Annotated in this window: 22 protein-coding genes, 1 tRNA gene and 1 pseudogene; 11 read left to right on the forward strand and 13 right to left on the reverse strand. The window is 40.1% G+C overall.

Features of this window, described 5'->3' with window-relative positions; all coding sequences use genetic code 11:
* Positions 1 to 5: 5 nt before the first annotated feature.
* The 4 genes from WC445_01680 to WC445_01695 form a co-directional block, all read right to left on the reverse strand.
* Positions 6 to 407, reverse strand: a complete 402-nt coding sequence (locus WC445_01680) for a HEAT repeat domain-containing protein (GenBank protein MFA5128659.1) — start codon at positions 405 to 407, stop codon at positions 6 to 8.
* Positions 408 to 431: 24 nt separating this feature from the next.
* The gene (locus WC445_01685; protein MFA5128660.1) at positions 432 to 638 is read right to left on the reverse strand and encodes a helix-turn-helix transcriptional regulator; all 207 of its coding nucleotides are present in this window, start codon (positions 636 to 638) and stop codon (positions 432 to 434) included.
* On the reverse strand, positions 610 to 1,017 hold the full coding sequence (locus WC445_01690; GenBank protein MFA5128661.1) for a DUF2178 domain-containing protein: 408 nt from the start codon (positions 1,015 to 1,017) through the stop codon (positions 610 to 612). Before WC445_01690 ends, WC445_01685 begins: the two co-directional genes overlap by 29 nt.
* A gap of 149 nt (positions 1,018 to 1,166) precedes the next feature.
* Positions 1,167 to 2,966, reverse strand: a complete 1,800-nt coding sequence (locus WC445_01695; GenBank protein MFA5128662.1) for a hypothetical protein — start codon at positions 2,964 to 2,966, stop codon at positions 1,167 to 1,169.
* Positions 2,967 to 3,097: 131 nt separating this feature from the next.
* Between WC445_01695 and WC445_01700 the strand changes: the two genes are divergently transcribed.
* Positions 3,098 to 3,226, forward strand: coding sequence for a hypothetical protein (locus tag WC445_01700; protein MFA5128663.1), 129 nt, complete (start codon positions 3,098 to 3,100; stop codon positions 3,224 to 3,226).
* Positions 3,227 to 3,266: 40 nt separating this feature from the next.
* Here the strand turns inward: WC445_01700 and WC445_01705 are convergent, their stop codons facing one another.
* The 3 genes from WC445_01705 to WC445_01715 form a co-directional block, all read right to left on the reverse strand.
* The gene (locus WC445_01705) at positions 3,267 to 3,593 is read right to left on the reverse strand and encodes a hypothetical protein (GenBank protein MFA5128664.1); all 327 of its coding nucleotides are present in this window, start codon (positions 3,591 to 3,593) and stop codon (positions 3,267 to 3,269) included.
* 132 nt (positions 3,594 to 3,725) lie between these two features.
* Complete coding sequence (locus tag WC445_01710; protein ID MFA5128665.1) at positions 3,726 to 4,322, reverse strand: hypothetical protein; 597 nt, start codon at positions 4,320 to 4,322, stop codon at positions 3,726 to 3,728.
* Between the two features lie 4 nt (positions 4,323 to 4,326).
* A complete protein-coding gene (locus WC445_01715) occupies positions 4,327 to 8,112 on the reverse strand; it encodes a hypothetical protein (protein MFA5128666.1) in 3,786 nt (1,261 codons plus the stop codon).
* A gap of 101 nt (positions 8,113 to 8,213) precedes the next feature.
* Between WC445_01715 and lexA the strand changes: the two are divergent.
* Positions 8,214 to 8,795: pseudogene (gene lexA / locus WC445_01720) on the forward strand (transcriptional repressor LexA).
* A gap of 135 nt (positions 8,796 to 8,930) precedes the next feature.
* A complete protein-coding gene (locus WC445_01725) occupies positions 8,931 to 9,812 on the forward strand; it encodes a site-specific DNA-methyltransferase (GenBank protein ID MFA5128667.1) in 882 nt (293 codons plus the stop codon).
* Here WC445_01725 and WC445_01730 read toward each other — a convergent pair.
* Positions 9,792 to 10,466, reverse strand: a complete 675-nt coding sequence (locus WC445_01730) for a BglII/BstYI family type II restriction endonuclease (protein MFA5128668.1) — start codon at positions 10,464 to 10,466, stop codon at positions 9,792 to 9,794. The two genes, WC445_01725 and WC445_01730, sit on opposite strands and share 21 nt — an antisense overlap.
* Positions 10,467 to 10,847: 381 nt before the next feature.
* Here WC445_01730 and WC445_01735 point away from each other — a divergent pair, with 381 nt between their 5' ends.
* The 5 genes from WC445_01735 (at position 10,848) to WC445_01755 (ending at position 13,531) form a co-directional block, all read left to right on the forward strand.
* On the forward strand, positions 10,848 to 11,048 hold the full coding sequence (locus tag WC445_01735) for a hypothetical protein (GenBank protein MFA5128669.1): 201 nt from the start codon (positions 10,848 to 10,850) through the stop codon (positions 11,046 to 11,048).
* Positions 11,023 to 11,331 (forward strand): hypothetical protein, encoded by a 309-nt coding sequence (locus WC445_01740; GenBank protein MFA5128670.1) that lies wholly within the window; start codon positions 11,023 to 11,025, stop codon positions 11,329 to 11,331. The genes WC445_01735 and WC445_01740 overlap by 26 nt, the downstream gene beginning before the upstream one ends.
* Positions 11,300 to 11,734, forward strand: coding sequence for a hypothetical protein (locus tag WC445_01745; protein MFA5128671.1), 435 nt, complete (start codon positions 11,300 to 11,302; stop codon positions 11,732 to 11,734). Before WC445_01740 ends, WC445_01745 begins: the two co-directional genes overlap by 32 nt.
* 75 nt (positions 11,735 to 11,809) lie before the next feature.
* Positions 11,810 to 12,430: a hypothetical protein gene (locus tag WC445_01750; GenBank protein MFA5128672.1), complete on the forward strand. Its 621-nt coding sequence runs from the start codon at positions 11,810 to 11,812 to the stop codon at positions 12,428 to 12,430.
* A 240-nt stretch (positions 12,431 to 12,670) separates the two neighbouring features.
* Complete coding sequence (locus WC445_01755) at positions 12,671 to 13,531, forward strand: hypothetical protein (GenBank protein ID MFA5128673.1); 861 nt, start codon at positions 12,671 to 12,673, stop codon at positions 13,529 to 13,531.
* Between the two features lie 1,570 nt (positions 13,532 to 15,101).
* Here the strand turns inward: WC445_01755 and WC445_01760 are convergent.
* The 4 genes from WC445_01760 to WC445_01775 all read right to left on the reverse strand — a co-directional run bounded on the left by WC445_01760 (position 15,102) and on the right by WC445_01775 (position 19,024).
* A tRNA-Asn gene (locus WC445_01760) sits at positions 15,102 to 15,176 on the reverse strand.
* 42 nt (positions 15,177 to 15,218) lie between these two features.
* Positions 15,219 to 16,454 carry a sigma-70 family RNA polymerase sigma factor gene (locus WC445_01765; GenBank protein ID MFA5128674.1) on the reverse strand — a complete coding sequence of 412 codons (1,236 nt, stop codon included), beginning with the start codon at positions 16,452 to 16,454 and terminating at the stop codon, positions 15,219 to 15,221.
* Between the two features lie 87 nt (positions 16,455 to 16,541).
* On the reverse strand, positions 16,542 to 18,335 hold the full coding sequence (gene dnaG, locus WC445_01770; GenBank protein ID MFA5128675.1) for a DNA primase: 1,794 nt from the start codon (positions 18,333 to 18,335) through the stop codon (positions 16,542 to 16,544).
* A gap of 2 nt (positions 18,336 to 18,337) precedes the next feature.
* The gene (locus tag WC445_01775) at positions 18,338 to 19,024 is read right to left on the reverse strand and encodes a hypothetical protein (protein MFA5128676.1); all 687 of its coding nucleotides are present in this window, start codon (positions 19,022 to 19,024) and stop codon (positions 18,338 to 18,340) included.
* Positions 19,025 to 19,118: 94 nt separating this feature from the next.
* Between WC445_01775 and glgP the strand changes: the two genes are divergently transcribed.
* From glgP to WC445_01790, 3 genes are read left to right on the forward strand one after another with little or no spacing between them, the layout of a single operon-like run.
* Positions 19,119 to 20,810 (forward strand): alpha-glucan family phosphorylase, encoded by a 1,692-nt coding sequence (glgP, locus tag WC445_01780; GenBank protein MFA5128677.1) that lies wholly within the window; start codon positions 19,119 to 19,121, stop codon positions 20,808 to 20,810.
* A gap of 4 nt (positions 20,811 to 20,814) precedes the next feature.
* A complete protein-coding gene (deoC, locus tag WC445_01785) occupies positions 20,815 to 21,522 on the forward strand; it encodes a deoxyribose-phosphate aldolase (protein MFA5128678.1) in 708 nt (235 codons plus the stop codon).
* Entirely contained in the window at positions 21,519 to 22,166 is a 648-nt protein-coding gene (locus WC445_01790) for an L-threonylcarbamoyladenylate synthase (protein MFA5128679.1), read from the forward strand. Before deoC ends, WC445_01790 begins: the two co-directional genes overlap by 4 nt.
* 39 nt (positions 22,167 to 22,205) lie before the next feature.
* Here the strand turns inward: WC445_01790 and WC445_01795 are convergent, their stop codons facing one another.
* The gene (locus tag WC445_01795; protein MFA5128680.1) at positions 22,206 to 22,520 is read right to left on the reverse strand and encodes a hypothetical protein; all 315 of its coding nucleotides are present in this window, start codon (positions 22,518 to 22,520) and stop codon (positions 22,206 to 22,208) included.

Consider the following 22,520-nt stretch of genomic DNA (forward strand, 5'->3'; position numbering starts at 1 on the left):
ATAATTTAATCTCTCCAAATGAAGGCTGAAATATTGAATCCGCTCTTCAAAAGCTTGATGGCTTTACGCAATTCGTATTGACTGATCCCTTCATTCCATGATTCACGATCAAGAAGTGGTTGTCTATTATCATATGTTTCCAAAAACGGCAAAGCCTTTTTGTCACCCAGCTGTCCTAACGCCCAAATAGCATCATTTTTTCCATACCGATCGGATTCATCAGCAACCTGGCTCATTAGGGCATCAACGCATTCACCGCCGTATCTGCTTTGCGCTAATTCACACCGCTTTTTCACATCATAACCAATTTGTGTACATGTGACTAAAAACACAAAGAGAAAAACTAAAATGCCTACTCCGGCAACATAACCTATTAAATTTTTATCAATTTTTTTAAAATTATTCATAAAAAAATTTTTAAATTAAAATTATTACTTCTGGTATTGAAAAACATTTTCAAGCGTTTCATTAAAAACTCTCGCTATCTTAAATGCTAACTCTAGAGACGGAACATATTTATTTTTTTCAATTGCAATAATGGTCTGACGAGTAACGCCGACTTTATCAGCCAACTCTTCCTGTGTCATATCGCGCATCGCGCGAAAAACTTTAATTTTGTTCGTCGTCTGTTTCTCCATATTTTTTGCTGAAATATTTATAAGAAAGTGAATATATAGCCATGCTAAACAGGGTTACATAGCTCAAAATAATACCAAGCATTTCATAATTTGCTTCGCCGACTCGCCTGCCAATTATAATAAAAACTAAAGAAAGAAAAGCGATAGTGATTGTTAAAATCGCATATGTCAGACGAGCCGCGCGGCCGCTAATACTTTGGATTCTTTCATCAACTAAAACTGCTTTTGTTTTTTTTCTGACCAAGAAGAGAAAAAGCATGCCTATTAATACTCCGGCCAACGCTAAAATGATGTTGTTATAAACAACCGCGATGGCCACAATGGCCGAAGCAAAGGACGCAGTAAGAACCTTCATTTTTTTGAATTGTTTGTAATTCATGGTATTTTAGTTAAGTTTATTTTACTTATTGTAAAACATACATTACAATATGTCAAGAAAGTTATCCACAACATTTTAAAAATTAAAATTTAATATAAAACAATTCCAGCTTTTAGTTGGAATTATCTTATAAAAAAATAAAAATTCTTTTATGAAGGTTCTGACATAACCTCAGCTGACCAATACAAGAACCGTTGTTTATTTGGTAATTCGTAATAAAAATTGCCCGAAGCCCGGCCATCTTTAAAAATTCCCGTAAATGCGTGCTGTCCAAGCCAGGCTTCTATTTGCCCATTCTTTTGATTATATGTGCCAGTGACGCTGCCACTTGGAATATCAACCGGATAGCCCCTTATCCAGCTGCCAGAATCATAAATATTGCCTTCGCTGTCAACGCAATCGGCAGCTATATCTGGATCGTCATTTTCAGGACATTGCCAATAATCCCAAACACTCAAATCAATTTGGCCGCTAACGTTATTGCCAAAAATTGACAAATTAATTGTGCCACTGCCCGCTTTTTTGTGCAATCTGCCATCTTCCTTGATTGTAAAAGTTGTTGGCTGAACAAAGAGAGAACCAGACAGACTAAAGGCACTTGGATTAAACTCAAGAATTTTTCGTAAAATAGCTTCCTCGCCGGGTTCATAAACTTTACTTTCTTCAAAAATTTCCTTAACCAAAACTGGATTTTTTCTTAATTCTTCAATCCTGGCAAACATATTGACAATGCTTGTTATCATCCCTTGATCTATTTTTACTTCTTTATTCACAACCGGCACGGCATTCTCAACAATATCAATTACTTCGTAATCTCCGGCCGGCACACTAACTTTGGCTTCCCCGCTCGTTGTTTTGGCCACAGTCATTAAGGTTTTATTTTTTTCTATCTCGTTCAATTTCTCTGCAACGGCTCTCTTTTCTTTAATAGTCCATTGATCGTACGGCTGAATTTGTCCGGCTATTAATCCTGTGCGCGGATCATCCTCGGATAATTCATCGCTGTCTATTTCGCCAGCCAAAACACCATAAATAGCAGTTTGGACTTCTTGGGCCGTTACTATAATTATTTCGGTATCGCCTTCGCTTGGCACTTCGGCCGGATCGACTGATTCGTGCAAGACTTCAAATCCTGTATTTATAGCTTTGCTTTTCAAATATTCTATGACAGTTTCTTTATCAAGCATAATTTTTAAAAAATCTTCTAAGTCGCCGGGCAAAACATCCGGCTCCACGCTTTGAACGCCAGTGGCAGCCAAAATACCATCTACATAAGCCAAGGTGCCGGCCTTGCCCATTTCCGTAGCTGCCTTAGCTAAGTTAACTTCTTCTCTAAATAAATCTCCCAACCCCTCCTCTAAAGTGCTAGCGTCCCGGGTTAAGTCTTCAACTTTGGTAAAATGACAGGTAAAAATTTCGTTGATATTATTTATGCCATTTTTCTTTAATTCTGCATTCAAAATTTCACGATCAACCCCCGCGCAGCCTTGATAGGCTTTGTAAATTCCCAGGCGAGCGCTTTCATGCACAGTATCAAAACCGTCAACTAATTTTCCGACAACAGGAACTTTTGATAAAATAGCGCCAACCAAACCATATTTTTGTTTATAAGTTTGTTCGGCAAAAACGGGTTTAACCAATCCGGATCTCACCAAAAAATTTCCCTCTATCTCCTCAGCCTGCTTATGCAAATCCATCAGCAAATCGTAAACTTTTTTTCCCTTTTCTCTTACTACCTTCATTTGGTCGAGCATCTGTTCTGTGGTGTAGTTTTTATAGCCGTACATTGATAATCGAACATTTTCTTCCTGAAAGTTTAGATATTCGTTGTACAAAGATACGGACTGCTTATCAAAATTTTTTGTTTCTTTTGTTAAATTTTTCCAGGCAAAAAATGAAGCTCCTGCGATCACCAAGATTATCATGATAAAAACAATTATTTTTTTCATAAATTTAATATTATTCTTTAGTTCTATAATTTTATTATCTCATTATCTTGTCATCTGGTCAAAATAAAGGTTTCTTTGGCTTCGGGGGTGGGATTCTTTCCGAACCCCAACAATGAAAAAACGAGTATCTAGTGACACTCATTTTTTCATGGCTCCGAGCTGTGAGAGAACTTAGAACTATCATTTTAAGCGGTTGGAAGTCCTACGAACTGGACGCGGCCGTGGATATGCTGGAAGGAAAGTTCCCACTAAACTACTAATTCGATAAATTCCCTAAAAACTGGCGAGGAAATGAGAAAATTACTTTTTATACCCAACTACTAAATATAAAATTCCCGGAATAAGGGGTGTAAGCAAATTAACGCTGAAGTTTGCGTCCGTTAAAAGTCCGACAACAAAACCGATTATTATAGGAATGATCACAAGAAATCCTCCTGCCTTGGGATATTTCCAACCCAAAACCAAGCCGATAAAGACCAGTGGCATCATGGCCAGCGCGACATTTTCCCATAATGAATAATCCGGCTTGGCAAACGGCAAAGGATTGCCGTAGCCGAAATAAAACGGCAAGGTAAAGATTAAAATACACAATGCAAGTATTCTGGCAACCCATTTTATTGCTTTCATATTTTTATTGTTAGTTTAATTATTTTAAATTCCATCTATATTATAACAGGAATCGTTTTTATATGATATATGGCGCTCCTACGAACTGGACGCAGCCGTAGATATGCTGGAAGGAAAGTTCCCACTGAACTATTAATTCTTATGACGTTCTATCTCACGCGAAATTTTCTCTACCCCTTTATTGATCCCTTCAATATTTTTTGCCATCTCGTAAATTGGTGGCGTACCAAGCTGCCGTTCAACTAAACTCTTAAAACCCATAAGGTATTTATCGTTATAAGTATGTTCAAGGGAGTGATCACTATATTCCAACGAGATGGTCACATCTTTTTTCTGCAGGTCGTCTACTCTACCTACCAAAGAGAGTAAGGGAATTTTTATAGTTTGTTGAGGAGCGAGGGTGGGAAGACCGTTTTTTATAATTTCGATCTCGTTAAGATTTTCCTTCTCATTAAAAAGGGTCAAATTTCCGTCCACAATAAAGGAAATATTTCGAGCGATTCCGTTCCCGTAGTTACCGATCACTAACTCTATCAAATTCAGCCAATCTTCCCTTTGAGCAATAAAAACTGCTATCCGAGGACGTCTATTTTCCTCCTCAGTTTTAGACATCAGCTGAACTGTGCGTTTCGTTTGCCATGCATAATAGGCCGTTATAACCACTAGCAGTAAAGTAGCAACTGCCTGAACAAAACCGCTATTATTATTTAACCAATTGACTATTTGCATAAAATTAATCCCAACGTAAATCTGTTAAATCTGATTCGATATCATGACCTTTAGCTTCGTTTTCGTATGACTCAGAAATAGACTTAAGCAATGCTCCAGTTCTTGGCCATCTATTTTTTACAGAATCACTCATAGCCTTATATCTTTGAGATAATTCACGCTCCTGCTTTCCTCCATCCATTAATCCGCGAGAAGTGACTCCTCGGCTATTATATATTTCAACTTGAACATGTTCGTCAATCGTCTTACTATTGAGCTTCTCTATAAGGTTTCTTACGGCTGTATGAGGCCATACTCCATCTGGATCGCTGGGTGCATGGGCTAGTATAAAGCCTATCTGTAAATCGCCACCGATTGTGTGATTTGTTTCGGCACATTTCTCCCTGGCAGATTCGACCCACTCAGTCAATTCTTTTTCATCGACACTTCCGTCACTTTTTACGCCCGGCAATAGATACCAAGAGTCTAGTGCTTCGCGGGCAACACGTGCTCGTCTTTCAAGTAATATATCATCCACTTTTTCTTTTTCCGGATCGGGCGCACGATCATCTCGCCTGTAAATAAATGAAATTAATTGGGCAAAAAAACCTGGGTCTTTTTGTAATAATCTATGAATCGCAGTAGATGATGAAGTATATCGTTTTAAATCGTCAAAAAGAGCAGCGAAAGGCCATTCTAATTTAACCATTTCTTCCATGGAGAGATCATCATTTTTATAGAGCTGATCGAAAACATGACCCAAATGATATTCCTCCATTACACCTGCTTTTAACTTTTTATCCTCAAGCTTTAAAATCTCTTCGAGTAATCGTTTAAGTAATATACTTGGAAGTAATAACTTGGGATCGCCCGCAATCCGTAATGCCACCTCTGGCCGTTTTACATCGAGTAGTTTTTCAATAGCAATAGGTGCTTCCTCGCTTTTGTCAGCCCTAGAATAACCGCTTGCAATTTTCCAATAAGCCTCCTCGGCCTCTTTACCTTGGGAGTTAACGGCTGACCAGGTTTCCGCGTTTTCTGGTAATCCAAGATACAAAAGCGCACACGCTTCAGATGAATAATTCCCCTTGGTTTTTAAACGTTTGATTTGCTGCTCAACCCATCCTGGTCCAGCGACCTCAACTCTTCCAAGTGCGTATCCTCGGATAAGAAGCGATGCATCGCCAATTCGGTCGATCATCCCATCTAAATTTTTTGCATCCTCTTCCTCGTCACAGATTACTTTACCGAGCGCATGACCAAGAACTCCTACGTATTGGATCGTTCCAGCATATTCGATAATTCGCTCTAAGGATGCCTTGTCGAGTACCTCACGAGCCACTTTTTCTCGACTCGCATTTATAGTGGTATCCTTTGCGTCATATCCTTTTGGCTCCCCCTCGGGTAATCGTGGCCATGGATCACTTAAAAGCCAGCCAACACGGTCCAGTATGTCTTCGGGTTGGAATTTTTCAAGCACTCGATATAGAGCAGGGACTTGTTTTTTTCTTTCATCATCTCCATAGCTATTGACCCAATTACACGCCTCTCTAATACATTGGAGCAACCTAATTTTTTCTTCCCTTGAAAATGAATTAATATCGGCTTCTTCGAGTGTATTTAAAAGTTTTTCCCTGATTTCTAAAGGTAGTCGCGTAAATTCGTCGACGGATGAAATAAGATTCTCTCTTGAACATGCTAAATCGGTAAGTTTCGGTATTAATCCAGCCACATACTTCTGATGAGTCTCATTGCCTTCTGGCTCAAGTCCACGGCGATTGCCACCCATATCGCGCCAGCGAAACCGGTGTGCTTCGCTCATAGAACCATCCCCAAAATAATGCTGAGCGAATTTCCAAACAGTCTGCGAATCTTTAACAGTTATTGTGTCCCATGTAGCCAAACGTTCTTCTGGTGTTGCATACGTTTGTGGAAGCCCAGGAACAAAAATATCTTTCAAACTATTTATGGCTCGATTATTCCAGGTGCCGCCCTTATCAATTCTGGCTAGATCAAATAACAAATTCACTGCGCGAAAAAAATATTCTGAGCTCCATGCCATACCCTCTAATGCCCAAAGTAAGCCAGAATGTTTACAGTCACCAAATATACCTCCCTCGTCAGTCATTAATTCCTGAAAAAGAGCTGGAAATTTTTTTATTTGTTGTTCTGTGGCCTCCATAAAATCATCTGGGGCAGCCTCAGCAAGAAGTGGAGTGACGTCTTTCAAAGATGCCCAAGTCTCCCATTTATCTGCATTAGCAAAAACTTCTTTGACTACTTGATTAGCAAAGGTTTGTGTAGATGAAATATGCGAGGAACGATTTCCATATACCGCAATTAGGACTAATGATTCCACTATACCGGTTCTAAGCCATTCTGAGTAAGGGTTTGATTTACCGTAGATTCCCGCTGCCCATCGTTTATCAGCAGACAATTCATATTTTGGGTCTGTCTTAGTAAGAACTGAAAGGATCGCTCGTTCAAATAGCTTCAAATCAGCTTCAGTCAAATGCTGTGCGAGCATAAACCATGCATCCAGTGGAGATTTAAGCATCCAAATGCTCCCGACTTTACGTATTGGAGCGTCATCAGTTGAAAGAAATGGTTTTAATTTTTCAATAAATTTATCGTGCGATTCTCCTGATAAAAGCTCAATAACTTGTCTATCTCCGTCCTTGCGTTCGTCCCAAGAACCAACAAATAAAACAGGCAATAAAACCCTGGCTGAGGTTTCTTCCGCCCAGGTTGGGGCCTTTGCACTGGATAAAAATAGATGCCGACGCAGCACCGGAATACTTCTGCCCATATCACGTGCTATACGTTGAGCCTCTACTTCAGATAGACCATTTTTATTTAAATTCTTCTCAATTATTTCGCGTCTAGGACGGGATAATTCAAAAAGATTGCTTCGAAAATCGATTGATTTAGAATCAGCGCTAAGAAAAACATAATGACCTTTTTCAACTGCAAAACCTGCTGCTTCCCGGCACTCTGCCGGAGCGGCTATAATAAGAGAATTCTGGAAAGTAGTAGCACAAGACCTTAGCTGGTTAATGTTTTCAACTAATACGCAACGAGACAGGGCTCGTATTTTTTCGTTTTCAGGAAGGTTTGCAATCGCACTATACAAGAATGCAAATGGTTCATCGGGAGAATCTCCGCGGACCTCAAGAATCGAAGGACCTTTGGCTATCCATTGCTGAATCCTTTCCATATCTGAAAGGCGGCCGCCAATAACAATCTCCGTTGTCATTTTAGGTTTTGTTGCAGCTGACCATTCTTCCCAAAAACCTTCTATATCACGAATGTTATCTGATAAATTCTTAATTTGTCTGCCCAACCATAGAGCCACGGCTGGAGCTAAATCAAGCCATTGCTCAATAGCATCGGCAGCAATTACTCTGACATCTTTCCAAGCGGCAGTGGCTCTTTTTTCGTTTTGCCATTTTACTCTACCAGGCCAAGCTCTGGGAGTAACAAAAACAAAACTGGTATCTTTCTGGGTAAACCCTAAAGGATCGGCAGTGCGTTTTAAGTAATCCTCTTCTGCTTTTTTACCTGGCGAAGCTTCTGTTCCGATCTCCCAAGCAGAACTTCCTGTCGGGAAAAGAGTAGAAGCTACGGGTGTTTTTAAACGACCATCCCATCCGGGATTTGCAACGCTGTCACCACTAGGAAACTCAATTTCTTCAATGGTTGGAGCAGTAGCAAAAACAAGACGGCGGATAAGTTCCGGCAACGTCTGAGCACAATGTCGTTGATTGCTAGTTATCCAATTTTTAATATCTCCTGCTGTTATCCACTTCATAAATTATTTAAATAATTATTCACAATAGAGGGTATTCCATTTTCGTAAGATTTTCGGTATACTATAAATATATCACTTAGTTTTAAAAACATCAATCCATTATGCCTATACCAATTACAAAAAGACAAAAAGAAGTTTTAGACTTCATTAAGGGGTTCGTAAAAAAGAAGAAATATCCCCCAACTCTAGAGGAAATATGTAGTGGGCTTAAGCTTTCCGCTGTATCTACTGTTCATCAACACATTGAAGCTCTTGCCGAAAAAGGATACCTAAAAAAGGCCGGCAATAATGCCCGGTCAATTGATGTGAGCGAACCAGAAACAATGATTAAAATTCCTCTACTTGGAACAATTGCGGCCGGAGAACCGATTGAAGCAATTCAGCAAAATGAATTTATTGCTGTACCCAAAACAAAATTACCGGCGCATGGTGAAGTTTATGCCCTTCGAGTAATTGGCAACAGTATGATCGACGAGAATATTAACGATGGAGATATTGTCCTGGTTAAACATCAGAGTACAGCTGAAAACGGCCAAAAAATTGTCGCGCTTATAAACAATCAAGAAACTACCTTAAAAAAATTCTATAAAGAAAAGGGGCACATACGTTTACAACCGGCAAATAAAACCATCGAACCTATTATTTTAGACAGAGGAACTCCATTGGCTATCCAGGGAATAGTTTTGGATGTAATAGAAAGTCAACCAAGAATAGAGGTCTCAAACAAACAAGAGCCAAAAAAAGAGACTGCGCAGCAACTCCTTTCGCTATCACAAAAGAAAATTAAAATTTCTCATAAACCAGCCACAGATGCCGACGTGATACTTTTTCATGGTGACCGGCTTGATCTTATGAAAGGATTACCTGATAAATCCGTAAAACTTGTCGTCACTTCACCACCATACAACATTGGCAAAGAATACGAAAAAAGAAAAGATTTAGATTTGTATCTGGCCGAACAAGAAGAAACTATAAAAGAAGCGATCCGTATTCTTACTGATGATGGCAGTATTTGCTGGCAGGTTGGAAATCATATCGGCAAAGACGGTGAGGTCTTTCCGCTCGATGCGCTCATTTATGCTATAGGGAAAAAACTAGGTCTTAAATTACGGAATAGAATTATTTGGCGATTTGGGCACGGCCTACATTGTACAAAGAGGTTTTCAGGACGACACGAAACGATTGTTTGGTTTACCAAGGGCGATAATTATACTTTCAACCTTGATCCTGTCCGCGTGCCCCAAAAGTATCCAGGCAAAAAGAATTTTAAGAAAAATGAAAAGTATGGAACCTTATCAGGCAATCCCCTAGGAAAGAACCCTGAAGATGTGTGGGATATACCAAACGTCAAAAATAATCATCCGGAAAAAACAAATCATCCATGCCAGTTTCCAATTGAGCTTATAGAGCGTTTGATATTATCCATGACCAACCCGGGAGATGCTGTGCTTGATCCGTATTTGGGCGTAGGGAGCGCAATCTGCGCTGCAGTGATTCATAACCGCAAAGGATATGGATCGGACATTATGAAGGGGTATTTGGATACTGCTGAAGAAAGAGTCAAGGCAGCTGCAAATGGCACACTAAACCGCCGGATGATGGGAACACCGGTTTATCAACCAACCAGCAATGTAAAGCTTGCTGAATTACCAGATGAGTTTAAGAAAGCTCGTGAGAGTCTATTTGGGCCCGGGCTTTGACCCGTTGTATTTGCGAAGTTTTATTTTTGCTAGAGCCTCTGTTTTATTTGTTTTGAAAAGCTCTCTAAGAGTTTGGGATTTTGTTTTTTCTTCATCGGTCAAGCCGATACTTAAAACGAATACCGGAATATCAATATTACTTTCTCCTCGATTCTCAAAATCAACAAGTAGCTGTTCAAATGAGGAAACGCCGGTAGACATCAATTTTACTAGCTCACTACTAGGCACGATCTCTATTCCGCATTCGATATATTTGAGATTTTTGAAAATGATCATCTTAGAAAAAATGTCATAACCCATAAAGGCATATTTTCCAAACTGAATTTCCAACCCAACTTTATTTTTTATTCCATCCATTTCACGAAATCTGCCTTTACCAAAAGCATGACGTGGCTCAACGAAATCCCGTTTCTTACCGTCTTTTGATTTCTCGGTCCAACCCTTTTTGTGAAGCTCATGTTTTAAATAATCATTCATGTCCACCGGCGAGAAGAGAACTTGTCCTTTTTTAGTTTTTTCTTTGCTCTCCTTCGTTAAACAAATAGTGCTATCCAAGGATTTTATTGCATTAAAAACTTCCTGAAGTTCTTTCGGGTGTTTTTCTTTGAGAAATTTCTCTCCGCCCTTAAATGAATAAGTATTGATAACCTTCATAAACCTATCTAAATTAGAAATCCCTTATAACTACAGGATATCAGAGAAATTGAAAAAAATCTATAACTAAGTTTTTGTCAGCTTTTGCCAGAATAATTTATCCACAGGGGGCCCTATTGACGGCGGCCTTTATGGTCCGCTATTATGGACCTGTAAGATAGGAGTTTGCCTGACGGCGTTCCGATTTATCGGAACTAAGTGAGACGAGGCTACGACTTCTGTCATTAAGCACTACGTGTTTTTTGCTTGATGATTAGAAGTGGTAGCCTCTTTTTATTTATATAAATTAATTTAATACCCTTCTGAGGCAATCGCCTGGATAGGACATACATTTTGATAAGACGAGATTAGAGGCTAGCTCCCAGTTGGGGCCAGCCTTTTATGTTGCCCCAAGAAGCAGTCCAACAATTCAAAGAATTATACGAAAAACGCTACGGCGTAAATCTCACTGACGAGGAGGCTTCTTTGCGCGCTAACAATCTTTTTAATCTTTATAAAATCACCTATATCGGTGAACCTTCAATAAAAGACTTTAATAAAAAAGTAGTGAAAAGCCATGACCTCAAACCAAACCATAATTAGCGAAATCCAATTCTACCCCGTTAAGCCCAAGGACGGACTCCTCGGGTTCGTTTCGTTTGTCCTGGACGGAAAATTCTGGATGGGGTCAGTGGCAGTATTCAGCAGGCCAGATGGCAATTACAGGTTGGTTTATCCGACACGTAAAGTAGCGGGTCAGAATATTAATATTTTTCATCCGATCACATATGAGGTCGGCCAACAGGTCGAAGTGGCCGTCAGTGAAAAAGTAGCTGAAATATTTAGTGAAAATTATGGACCAGACGAACCAACAAGAAGCGAATGAAAAACATTTTAATTGTTTTTTCACTCCGCATAAAATTTTTGATGATGAAAAATTATGCCGGTCATTGACTCACGCCGAACACGGTTTTTTTACAGCTTTATGCCATTTACATAACCGTTGTGCTAACAAAGATGGATGGTTCTGGCATGTAGATCATTCTTTTACAGATAAAAACGGAAAGAAACTGGGATTTGCCACCATGGGTTTTGGCAGTTCAACCTGTAAGAGAGCGCGAATTAAATTAGTCAGACTTAAATTGATAGAAATCAAACCGTATATTACCGATGAAAGTACTTGGCCGGCTACAATGTATCGCATTAATCCAAAACTCCTCTACGGTACCGGAGACCAAATTGGTCCACGGTCGAAGACCAATTTGAACTCTGGCCCGGGACCACCATGAGCCCCTAAGTAATAAAGAGTAAATAATAAAAAATAATTAAGATTGCCTAATTAAGGCGAGCAAGCTCGTAAAAATATGAATCAACAACCTACAACTTCAAAGATGCCAAAAGAAACCGAGCAGCAATACACGGCTTGGCTTTTGTATTGCGAATACGGGAGCATCGACAAACTGCTTCAGGCTTGGCAAGGAATCGAGAGGCGGACAAAGGCGGATGAAAGGCGGACAGAATTTGAAGCTCTAATGGAGAAATTAGGTAATCCTCCGGCGCGAACCACCATAGGAGAATGGTCAATAAAATATCAATGGATAAAAAGAAAAGAAATGAAGATAGCGGAAGATTTGGAAGCTCTACGAGAAAAGACGAAAAAAATAAAGCGAGAAAAGCTCCATAGGATCGCTGAAATATTTGACCGAATTACTAACAAAATTCTCAAAGGGCTTCGAGGAAATGAAGAACCAACTATTTCAGAATGGAAAATGGTCTGGGACATGTTTCAGATCGAGCTTGGCAAACCTACCACCAGAGGCGAATTAAAGACAGAACCAGAACAACGACCACTGACTCCCGAAGAAAAAGAGCACGGAAAGAGACTTCATAAAGCTGTGGAATGGTATTTGGAAAACCAGCTGGATGATGAAGACAAATGGCAAGAATTCCAAAAGCTCATTGAGAAAAATAAGAAAATGAGATAAAATAGAATTGCGTCCTACAAGTTTGAATTAAAGCACAGGGTAATTGCTTCTTTTGAAGCCCAATTGCGGGCTGAAAGGGGCGACTATCCTCCACAATTGGTTGCCTTGTGCAATTCAATCTTGTGGGACGCAGGCTCTGGTCGTCCCTTTTTGTTTTGTTTGACTTCCTAAAACCTTCGGCCCATGTTGTGTGTAGAAAGGCCGAAATCAATATTAAGTAAATAATTAATGAACAAACATATGAAAAATAAAGCCATAATTTACGCCGTAATCGCCATTGTAGCGGTCTTTGGGGCAGGTTACGGAGTTTATCACCTTCTAAGCAACGTACCGCAGAATAAAGGCAACGTTGATGTAGCCTCAATAACGACATTCGAGGCATGCAACAAAGCAGGCTTCCCGACCATCAAACATTATCCCGACCAGTGCCAGACTCCTGACGGGAGAATCTTCGTCAATGAAAATCCTCCGAGCGAAGCCGAGCTCGCCAAAGCAGAATCTGCGATCAAGACATTTATGGGAGAGCCGAATCTGGAGCTTGAATACATAACGCAAAAAAGACATCCCGCAAACTTCTCAGTCTTAAGCAACGTCAAACAAAATGACGGCGGGTTCACAGCCGACACTCCCGAAGAATGGTATCGCCCAGTCTACATTTTCCAGCAAAAGAATTATATCAATGACCGATGTGAAGTCTACCAATACCAAGTGACGATCAAAACAAATCAGGTCGTGGAGATTGGAATTGTCTACCCGATAGAACGCAATGCCACAACGCCAGGCAATTGCCCTGATAATGGTTCGCTTGAGACTCCGTTAAAGACCAAAGCCGAGATTGAGCAGATTGCATTTGCTTATTTCGGCAGAGACCCGGAACACACAAAATTCATGCTCCGATCAGACATCCAGCCTCAATATATTCCAAGCAAGGCAGGCGCAGCGAATCCCGCACAAAACGAATGGCGATGGGAAGATAAAAATGTCTCGCTCCCAGATGGACTAACAGGCGATCCCTGGCAACATCCAATCGCCAGAATAATAATATCGAGTGGCGGTAAGCTGATTTATTACCTGAACACCACCGACTTATTTAAAAACTAATATGAACTCAGAGGAATTAACAAAAATAACATATTTCCTCTACGCCAGAAAATCATCTGAACAAGAAGACAGACAAGTACTCTCAATTGATTCTCAGAAAAGTGAGCTTGAATCATTAGCTAAAAAAGAAAGACTAAATATTGTAAGTCGGTTTGAGGAATCATACTCGGCCAAAGGCCCGGGCAGAAAAATCTTTAATGAAATAATCGCCCGGATAGAAAAAGGTGAAGCCAATGCTATTCTTGCGTGGCATCCAAACAGGCTCTCAAGAAACTCGGTTGATACCGGATATTTGATCTATCTCATGGATCAAAACAAATTGCTTGAAATCCGGACTCCGGGCCAGACATTCAAAAATACTCCCAACGATAAATTCCTTCTTAACCTGCTTTGCAGCCAGGCCAAACTTGAAAACGACAACAAAGGCATAGATGTGAAGCGCGGGTTGAGGCGCAAAGTAGAATTGGGATGGCATCCCGGTCCGGCTCCGATCGGCTATTTAAACACGCCCGACAAAGAAAAAGGATTTAAGACAATCCGTAAAGATTCAAAAATGTTCCCGATTATCAGGAAAATGTTTGATATGGTCTTGAGCGGGAGCTATACCGCACCAAGAGTGCATGAGATCGCAGTCAATCAATGGGGTTTAAAGAAATTGGCCCGAAGCGGCTTCTATCGCACGCTTTATAATCCCTTCTATTATGGCTGGTTTGAATGGCCAAGAGGTAGTGGTAACTGGCATAAAGGTAAACACGAACCGATGATCACGCGCGAAGAATTCGATCGCGTCCAACAGCTACTCCATCCTGGTCAAAAACCAAAGCCCGAAAAGCACGTCTTCGCTTATACCGGCATGATCCGCTGTGGCGAGTGTGGCTGTATGGTTACGGCCGAAAATAAAGTTAAAAGAAATAAGCAGGGTGGCGAACATTATTATACTTATTACCACTGCACGAAGCGCAAAGGCCCGTGCAGTCAGCAATGCATTGAAATAAAGGATTTAGAAAAGCAGATAGCAAAAACTCTGACCGGCATTGAAGTACCGCCAGAATTCCACAGCTGGGCTATGACATGGCTCCGGGCCGAGAACGGCAGAGAATCAAGCGACAGAAATAACATTCTTAACAATCTACAAAAGAATTACGAGGTGTGTGTCCGTAAGCTGGACACGCTGATTGATATGCGCGCTGCCGGGGAGATCACTGAAGAAGAATTTAACAAAAAGAAATCGACGGTGACCCAGGAAAAAGCCAGACTCCAGGAACTTTTAAATGACACTGACAACCGCGTAGACAGCTGGCTCGATGTTGCAAACCGGGTCATTAGATTCTCTGAAGACGCAAAAGAAGCATTCGAAAACAAAGGACTTCAGGCCAAGAAAATCATTCTGGCCGGCCTCGGTTCGAACCTCCTCTTAAAAGACAAAATACTCGAGATTGACGTACAAAATGCACTCCTGCCCATGCAACTCGTCTCTTCCGGGGCGAAAATAAAAACAAACCGGTTAGAACCGGTCAAAGTGAGCCTAAATAAAGAGAAAAGCAGAGCTTTTGGCTCTGCAAATCCCACATGGCTCCGGGGGTGGGATTCGAACCCACGACCAATCGGTTAACAGCCGAACGCTCTGCCACTGAGCTACCCCGGAATATCTTAAAAATTACCAAAATTACTTTGGTTTTATACTTTATCAATAATCTCTTAATTTTTCAATACCCTTAAATCCCTGCACTTTTTCAAGCGCCTTAGCTTCAATTTGACGGATACGTTCGCGCGTTACGCCAAACTCTTCACCGACTTCTTCCAAGGTATGCGAAACTCCATCAGAAAGTCCGAAACGCATTTCCAAAATTTTTTGTTCGCGAGGCAACAAATCTTTAATTGCTTCTTTAACATATTCGCGCAAAAGTTGCAGCGCCGCGGCGCGGTCCGGAGAAACATTTTTAAAATCTTCTATAAAATCTTCAAGCACACTGTCTTCATCTTCATCACCAACCGAAGTATCAAGAGAAACCGTGTCTTGCGAAATCTGAATTAAATTTCTGATTTTTTCCACATCCTCGCCCATTTCCGAAGCAATTTCTTCCGGCAATGGTTCGCGTCCTAAATCCTGAATTAATTGCCGCGCCACCTGCTGGTAACGATTAATTGTTTCCACCATATGCACCGGAATTCTGATAGTTCTTGACTGATCAGCGAGGGCGCGCGTGACAGCCTGACGGATCCACCAGGTCGCGTAAGTAGAAAATTTATAACCCTTACTCGGATCAAATTTTTCCACGGCACGCATCAAACCGATATTCCCTTCCTGGATTAAATCTGCTAAAGATAAATTTTTTCCCACGAATTTTTTGGCAATAGAAACAACAAGACGCAAATTGGCGACCATCAACCTCTGTGCCGCTTCCTGATCACCCTGGTCTTTTCGGCGAGCCAACGCCATTTCTTCTTCGGTTGTTAAAAGGGGGACCTTGCCGATTTCGCGGAGATACATCTGAATAGAATCAGTAGAAATATCACCGAGGTCTAGCCGCTTTTTTTCTTTACTGACTCCAATGTCTGCTAAAAGTTTTTTTCTTTCTTCAACGCGTCCCAAAATATCGCTCTTTACTTCGACCACGGAAATTCCGACCTCATCTACTTTATCTAAAAACTCTTCGTATTTTTTAATATAGTTTTCCAAATCAGAAAAAGTAAAAAGTATTTCCGAGTCAGTTAAAAAACCTCTCATGCGACCCTTGTCCAGGAGAGTTTTTGTCGCTACTTCGCTTGGCGGAAGAATTTTTGGTGTGAGAGCTCTCGCTGCTTTTTTCGCTTTATTTTTTTCCCCGCGTTTAACAATCTTTTTCTTCCCGACGCGCTTTTTAACTTTAATTTTTTTAGCGCTGCTTTTCTTCTTCGGCCGACGCGCTTTTTTAGTTTTCATTTATTTTAAATATTCAAAAATTTTAATCAAATCCTTAACCGCCAAAGACAAATTACAAAACTCCCCTCCCTATTTTATACTTCTACTTCAAATATTTATTAGCTGATTGAATTCTTCCGCCAATTCTTTTATTCGGCCAAGTTCTTTATTTTCTTCCGCTTTTTTCATTTCAGCTTGCAGCCGCCGGCGTTCGTTTTTAATATAGTTTTCACGCAATGATTTTGCGTTCTGCAAAATTTCATTACCAATTTCTTCTTCGCTAAATTCGGCAAAATCTTTTTCCGCTAAAAGAAATAAGCTCGCAATATATTTTTTTTCATTTGGATCATCCGAAATACTAACCATTACGTTCTCTAAATCTTCTTTATCCACAGACTTATTATAGTATAAAATTAAGTTTTTGTAAATTTCCCCGAAAGGCTCTTCCGGAAACATAAACGGCTCAAGATAAGGAACAGCCAGGGATAATTGATTGGGATATTTAAAAACCAAAGCAATAAATCTCTCAGCTAAAAGAGGGCGGCGTTTTTTTGCGGCGGCGGTAATGATTTTTTCTCCGGGCAACGACGGACTTGCCGCGATTTTTTCGTGAGGCAGGGATTCACGTAAAATCTGCTCCGGCACCCCTAAAATATTAGCTAATTTTTCCAGATAAAAATTTTGTTCAACTTTATCAGGAATTTTTATCAATTCCGCAAGTAGTGTTTTTGCCGCCTTCTTTTTGTCTTCCACCTTACGCAAATCAAGTCCGTTCAGAGTTTTTTTAATATAATAATCCATGAAGGCCATGGAGTTTGTAATCGCCTCGCGCCAAAGATTTGGATCTTTTTTTATATAATCATCGGGATCTTTTCCAATTTCCGGCGTTAACATTATAACTTTTATATTAATCCCTTCTTTCAGGGCGACGTCAATTCCCCGCATCGCCGCCGTATTACCCGCTAAATCCGCGTCAAAAGAAATCGCGAGGTTTGGCGAATATCTTTTCAATAAATTTATTTGTTCTACGGTCATGGCCGTGCCGGAAGACGCTACAACATTTTGCACACCCGCCTGATGCGAAGCAATTACATCCATATTACCCTCAACCATCACTGCCAAGTTTTCTTTTTTAATTTCCTGTTTGGCAAAATCTAAACCATAAATCACCCGACTTTTATCATAAACCAAAGTCTGCGGCGTGTTCACATATTTCCCGCCGGCGTTTTCCTTTTTCTCCGCCTCGGGCATCAAACGCGCCGTAAATCCGACAACGTGGCCGTGGATGTCGCGGATGGGAAACATTATTCTTCCCCGAAAACGATCGTAATATCCCGCGCCCCGCTCTTTTTTTACGGAAAGCCCGGCCAAAAAAATGTCTTTTTCAGAAAAACCTTTTCCGCATAAAAATTTTATCGCGCTATCCCAGGAATTCGGCCCGAAACCAAGAAAAAATTTCTCTACTGTTTCTTCAGTCAATCGACGTTTTTCAAAAAGATAATTTCTCGCCGCTTCAGCTTCGGGCATTTTTAATAAATTATAATGATAAAATCTCGCTGCCGCTTCCAAAACATCTAACAATTTTGTTTTTTGGCTTGAAAGACTTTTATCTTCATAGCGAAGCGTTACTCCGGCGCGCTTGGCCAAAATTTTTAAAGCTTCGGGAAATTCAATATTTTCAATCTTCTGGACAAAACTTATTACGTCGCCGCCCTCACCGCAGCCAAAACAATGCCAGATTTGTTTGTCGCGAGAAACCATAAAAGAAGGTGTCTTCTCGTTATGAAACGGGCAAAGACCCTTCCAATTACCACCCGCCTGTTTCATATTGGACACATACTCGCCAATAACTTCCACAATGTCCAGGCGGTTTTTAATTTCCTCAACTTGCGAATCGGGCATAATTATATTTTTTCTATTCTAATATTTTTGGAAAACATATCCTTTTCTTGTATATAAAATTCATCATTGAATGAAAGTATATAAGATTGTGAAAATGTTTTTACATTATCGGCCCCAATCAATAAATCTAATTGATATTTTCCTGCTTCTAAAATATTGGGATAGACATCCCCCTCAACCTTATTGGGCTGTGCCACGGTATCGATTTTAAACATAATCCGGTTATCCTTGATTAATACAAAAAAACCTATATCGCAGTGTCTAAAATGTTTGGGCAAAATTTTTTTAATAGTAATATCCCTATAATGACTCCATACTAAATTCATGGGTAAAAATTTCTTTAGCTCGTCTTTTTTCTCGCCATCAAATTTCCAACATTTATTTATCATAACCTCAACATTTTCTGCCGGATGCTTTCCTATATTCACTACTTTCATCCTCATATAGAATGAATCACTTTCACTGCCCGTTTCTCGATCTTTTAATTTTATTTTGTGACAATCTGGCGGCTCTAGTTTGATATCGCTCTCTATTTTTGTTTTTTTGAAACGGGCGGTTATTTTTACCTGAAATAAAGCAACCAGTGCAGTAAAAAACATCACTACTGCTACTATTATATTAACAACCAAATTTGTGGGATCTGTTAAGACGGGAATAATTTGTGGTGCTTGTTTTATTACTTCATTCATACAAAAATCACTATTATATAAATCAATTTTATGCTACAATTACAAAAGTATTTTGCCTTAATATTGTAGTTTAAAATCAGTTTTAAGTAAAGATATGGCTGACAAAAAAATTCCCGAATTAAAAAATCTTGCAAGTGAACCGAAAATCGCTTATTTTACGATGGAAATCGGTCTTCGCGAAGAAATTCCAACTTATAGCGGGGGCCTTGGAATTTTGGCTGGCGATGCGACAAAATCCGCAGCAGATTTGGAAATTCCTTTTGTCGCAGTTACCCTTTTAAACCATAAAGGGTATTTTACACAAGAGCTAACAAAGAACGGCCAACAAATCGAATACCCGGTAAAATGGAATCATAAAAAATATTTAACACCGCTACCCTTCACGACCGAAGTTCATATTCATGGCCGGAGAGTTATAATTAAGCCTTGGCTTTACACTATACGCGGCGCGACCGGCGCGAAAGTCCATGTTATTTTTTTAGATACGGATATTAAAGAAAATATTTTAAAAGATCGAAAAATTTCTTATTTTCTCTATGGCGGCGATGCTAAATACCGATTGAAACAAGAAATCGTTTTAGGAGTTGGCGGGACGCGCATTTTAAAATCGCTCGGTGTTGATGTAAAAAAATACCACATGAACGAAGGCCATGCCGCGTTTTTAACTTTGGAACTTTTGCGAATGAATAATTTTAATTTGGAAGAAACTAGAAAAAAATGTGTTTTTACGACACACACTCCGGTTGCCGCCGGGCACGACCATTTTGATTACGCCCTCGCGGAAGAACAAATGGAGCCGCTTGTCGCGCCGACACTTCTCCGGAAACTTTGCGGAAAAGAAAATTTAAATATGACTCGCCTCGCCTTCAATATGAGCAATTATGTGAACGGCGTGGCCAAACGGCATCGGGAAATTTCTGAAAAAATGTTCCCGGGATACGAAATTCACGCAATCACAAACGGCGTCCATTCTTTTACTTGGACTCATCCCGCCTTCCGAAAACTTTATGATAAATATCTTCCTGGGTGGGAGGCTGAACTAGAGCTTTTTATCCGTGCATCAATAATTCCCAATGAAGAAATTTGGAAGGCCCGCGACAAGGGAAAAAAAGAACTAATTGATTTTGTAAATAAAATAACTCATGTCGGGATGGAAAAAGATGTTTTAACGATTGGCTTTGCCCGCCGCGCCACGGCCTACAAAAGACATAATTTTATTTTTAAAGATTTGGAACGCCTTGAAGAAATTGCCAAAAAGTTTCCATTGCAAATAATTTTTGCGGGCAAAGCTCATCCGCGCGACCTTGGCGGAAAAAAAATAATTAAAGAAGTATTCCAAAATATCAAAAACCTAAAGGGAAAAATAAAAATAGTTTATCTCCCGAACTACAACATTGAAATGGCAAAAAAATTAACTTCCGGATGCGATGTTTGGCTGAATAATCCAGAACGGCCGATGGAAGCCTCGGGAACTTCAGGAATGAAAGCGGCGCATAACGGAGTTTTAAATTTTTCAGTATTAGACGGCTGGTGGCTTGAGGGATTCGTGGAGGGTGTAACCGGGTGGGCAATCGGACCAAAACCTGATGAAAAAATAGGTCCAGTAGAAGCGGAAAAAAGAGAATTGGACGATTTGTACAACAAACTTGAATACACGATTTTACCGATGTATTACGACCGCCGCGACGAATGGATGACAATGATGGAAAATTCTATCAGCAAACTGGCTTATTATTTTAATACGCACCGCATGATGCGACGCTATGTCCTTTATGCGTATCTATAAAAATATGCAGCAAAAAAAATTGCAAGCAATTAAAAAAAATCCGGCACAGATCGCCAAATACATTGATCATACCGAAGTCAGCCCGAATTCCACGGCAGCGGATATCCGAAAGCTTTGTGCCGAAGCGAAAAAATATGAGTTTTATTTGGTTATGGTTTTGCCGTATTACGCCGCGCTTGCGAAAAAATTGGTGCGAGGTACAAAAATAAAAGTTGGTGTGGTCATGGGTTTCCCTTTTGGCGCGCAATGTACTGAAGCAAAGCTCGCGGAAATGAAGAAAGCGTTTCCTTTTACTGATGAATTTGATTTTGTCATCAACCGCCAAGCCTTAAAAAATAAAGATTATGGATTTATCCTAAAAGAGCTAAAAACTTTGGCCAGGGCGAAACGCGGAAAAATTATGAAAGTTATAATTGAATCGCCGGAACTCACAAACGCGGAAATTTACAAAGCGTCGCAACTGGTTTTGGCTTCTGGCGCTGATTTTGTAAAAACTGCGGTCGGCCTGCGCGCCGGAGCGAAAATTTCCGACGTAAAAATAATGAAAAAAGTTGTAGATGATAAAATTAGAATTAAAGCCTCTGGCGGAATCAAGAATTTAAAAACCGCTTTGGCATTTCTCTCGGCTGGCGCCTCACGGCTCGGTACTTCGCACGGAGTGGAAATTATAAAAAGCGGGGTTAGTAAAAAGAAAAGTTATTTTCACGAATGAAAACCATAATTCTAAAAATAAATTCTAAGAAACCAGAAAAAGAAAAAATAAAAACAGCCGCCTCTGTTCTTCGCCGAGGCGGTTTAGTTGCGTTTCCCACGGATACGGTTTACGGCCTAGCCGCTGACGCCACAAATTCAAAGGTAGTTAAAAAAATTTATAAAGTCAAAAAAAGACCGCTCGCAAATCCCCTGCCAATTTTAATCGCAAAAAAAAGTGATTTGAAAAAATATACGCTCGGCGCGCGTGGAAAAATTAAAAAATTAACTGATAAATTCTGGCCGGGGCCGTTGACAATTGTCCTTGAAAAGAAAAAAATTATTTCTAACATAATTACTGCCGGAAAAAATTCCGTGGGCATTCGCGTGCCGGCAAATCCCATCGCGATAGCTATCATTAACGCGCTCGGCCGACCTCTTGCCACAACTTCCGCAAATATTTCAAATAAAAAAAGTCCGACTACCTCGCGCGACGTAAAAAAATATTTGAACACAAAAATTGATCTTATTTTAGACGGTGGAAAAACCAAACTTGGCAAAGAATCAACTATTTTGGACTGCACGACTTCGCCGCCAACTATTCTCCGTCCCGGCGCAATTTCCAAAAATACGCTAGAAAAATTGATTGGAAAAATTAAAACATAAAAACGGGCCTCGTGGCCCGTTTTTTTATTAATACTACTTTTATCTAACAAAAATATTTACCAGAAATGCCGACAAGAGAATTACAAATAAATTCGCCACGGTAAAAAGGAGCATTTTAATCGCTTCTTTTTTCTTATCATTTAACCAAAGATAAATCGGCCGACCAAAAACTAAAAGTCCGCACACAAGCGCCGAAAAAACAAAAAGCAAAAGGAATGCTACTGGTCCCCAAAAATTTTCCATCTGGCCAAAAATTTTCTCGCCGTTCGTTATAACCAAAACCACAAGCATCACATAGGCAAAAACTCCGATGGCGTTAACTGCCGACCACAACCAAATTTTTTGGTTCTTCAT

The organism is Patescibacteria group bacterium (assembly GCA_041650995.1).
In the GTDB taxonomy this organism is placed as follows: domain Bacteria; phylum Patescibacteriota; class Patescibacteriia; order XYB2-FULL-38-15; family XYB2-FULL-38-15; genus JAHIRI01.

Coding starts and splice junctions, on each gene's coding strand:
- WC445_01680 (MFA5128659.1), bottom strand. CDS start 407: ATGAATAATTTTAAAAAAATTGATAAAAATTTAATAGGTTATGTTGCC.
- WC445_01685 (MFA5128660.1), bottom strand. CDS start 638: ATGGAGAAACAGACGACGAACAAAATTAAAGTTTTTCGCGCGATGCGC.
- WC445_01690 (MFA5128661.1), bottom strand. CDS start 1,017: ATGAATTACAAACAATTCAAAAAAATGAAGGTTCTTACTGCGTCCTTT.
- WC445_01695 (MFA5128662.1), bottom strand. CDS start 2,966: ATGAAAAAAATAATTGTTTTTATCATGATAATCTTGGTGATCGCAGGA.
- WC445_01705 (MFA5128664.1), bottom strand. CDS start 3,593: ATGAAAGCAATAAAATGGGTTGCCAGAATACTTGCATTGTGTATTTTA.
- WC445_01710 (MFA5128665.1), bottom strand. CDS start 4,322: ATGCAAATAGTCAATTGGTTAAATAATAATAGCGGTTTTGTTCAGGCA.
- WC445_01715 (MFA5128666.1), bottom strand. CDS start 8,112: ATGAAGTGGATAACAGCAGGAGATATTAAAAATTGGATAACTAGCAAT.
- WC445_01730 (MFA5128668.1), bottom strand. CDS start 10,466: ATGAAGGTTATCAATACTTATTCATTTAAGGGCGGAGAGAAATTTCTC.
- WC445_01735 (MFA5128669.1), top strand. CDS start 10,848: ATGTTGCCCCAAGAAGCAGTCCAACAATTCAAAGAATTATACGAAAAA.
- WC445_01740 (MFA5128670.1), top strand. CDS start 11,023: ATGACCTCAAACCAAACCATAATTAGCGAAATCCAATTCTACCCCGTT.
- WC445_01745 (MFA5128671.1), top strand. CDS start 11,300: ATGGACCAGACGAACCAACAAGAAGCGAATGAAAAACATTTTAATTGT.
- WC445_01750 (MFA5128672.1), top strand. CDS start 11,810: ATGAATCAACAACCTACAACTTCAAAGATGCCAAAAGAAACCGAGCAG.
- WC445_01755 (MFA5128673.1), top strand. CDS start 12,671: ATGAAAAATAAAGCCATAATTTACGCCGTAATCGCCATTGTAGCGGTC.
- WC445_01765 (MFA5128674.1), bottom strand. CDS start 16,454: ATGAAAACTAAAAAAGCGCGTCGGCCGAAGAAGAAAAGCAGCGCTAAA.
- dnaG (MFA5128675.1), bottom strand. CDS start 18,335: ATGCCCGATTCGCAAGTTGAGGAAATTAAAAACCGCCTGGACATTGTG.
- WC445_01775 (MFA5128676.1), bottom strand. CDS start 19,024: ATGAATGAAGTAATAAAACAAGCACCACAAATTATTCCCGTCTTAACA.
- glgP (MFA5128677.1), top strand. CDS start 19,119: ATGGCTGACAAAAAAATTCCCGAATTAAAAAATCTTGCAAGTGAACCG.
- deoC (MFA5128678.1), top strand. CDS start 20,815: ATGCAGCAAAAAAAATTGCAAGCAATTAAAAAAAATCCGGCACAGATC.
- WC445_01790 (MFA5128679.1), top strand. CDS start 21,519: ATGAAAACCATAATTCTAAAAATAAATTCTAAGAAACCAGAAAAAGAA.
- WC445_01795 (MFA5128680.1), bottom strand. CDS start 22,520: ATGAAGAACCAAAAAATTTGGTTGTGGTCGGCAGTTAACGCCATCGGA.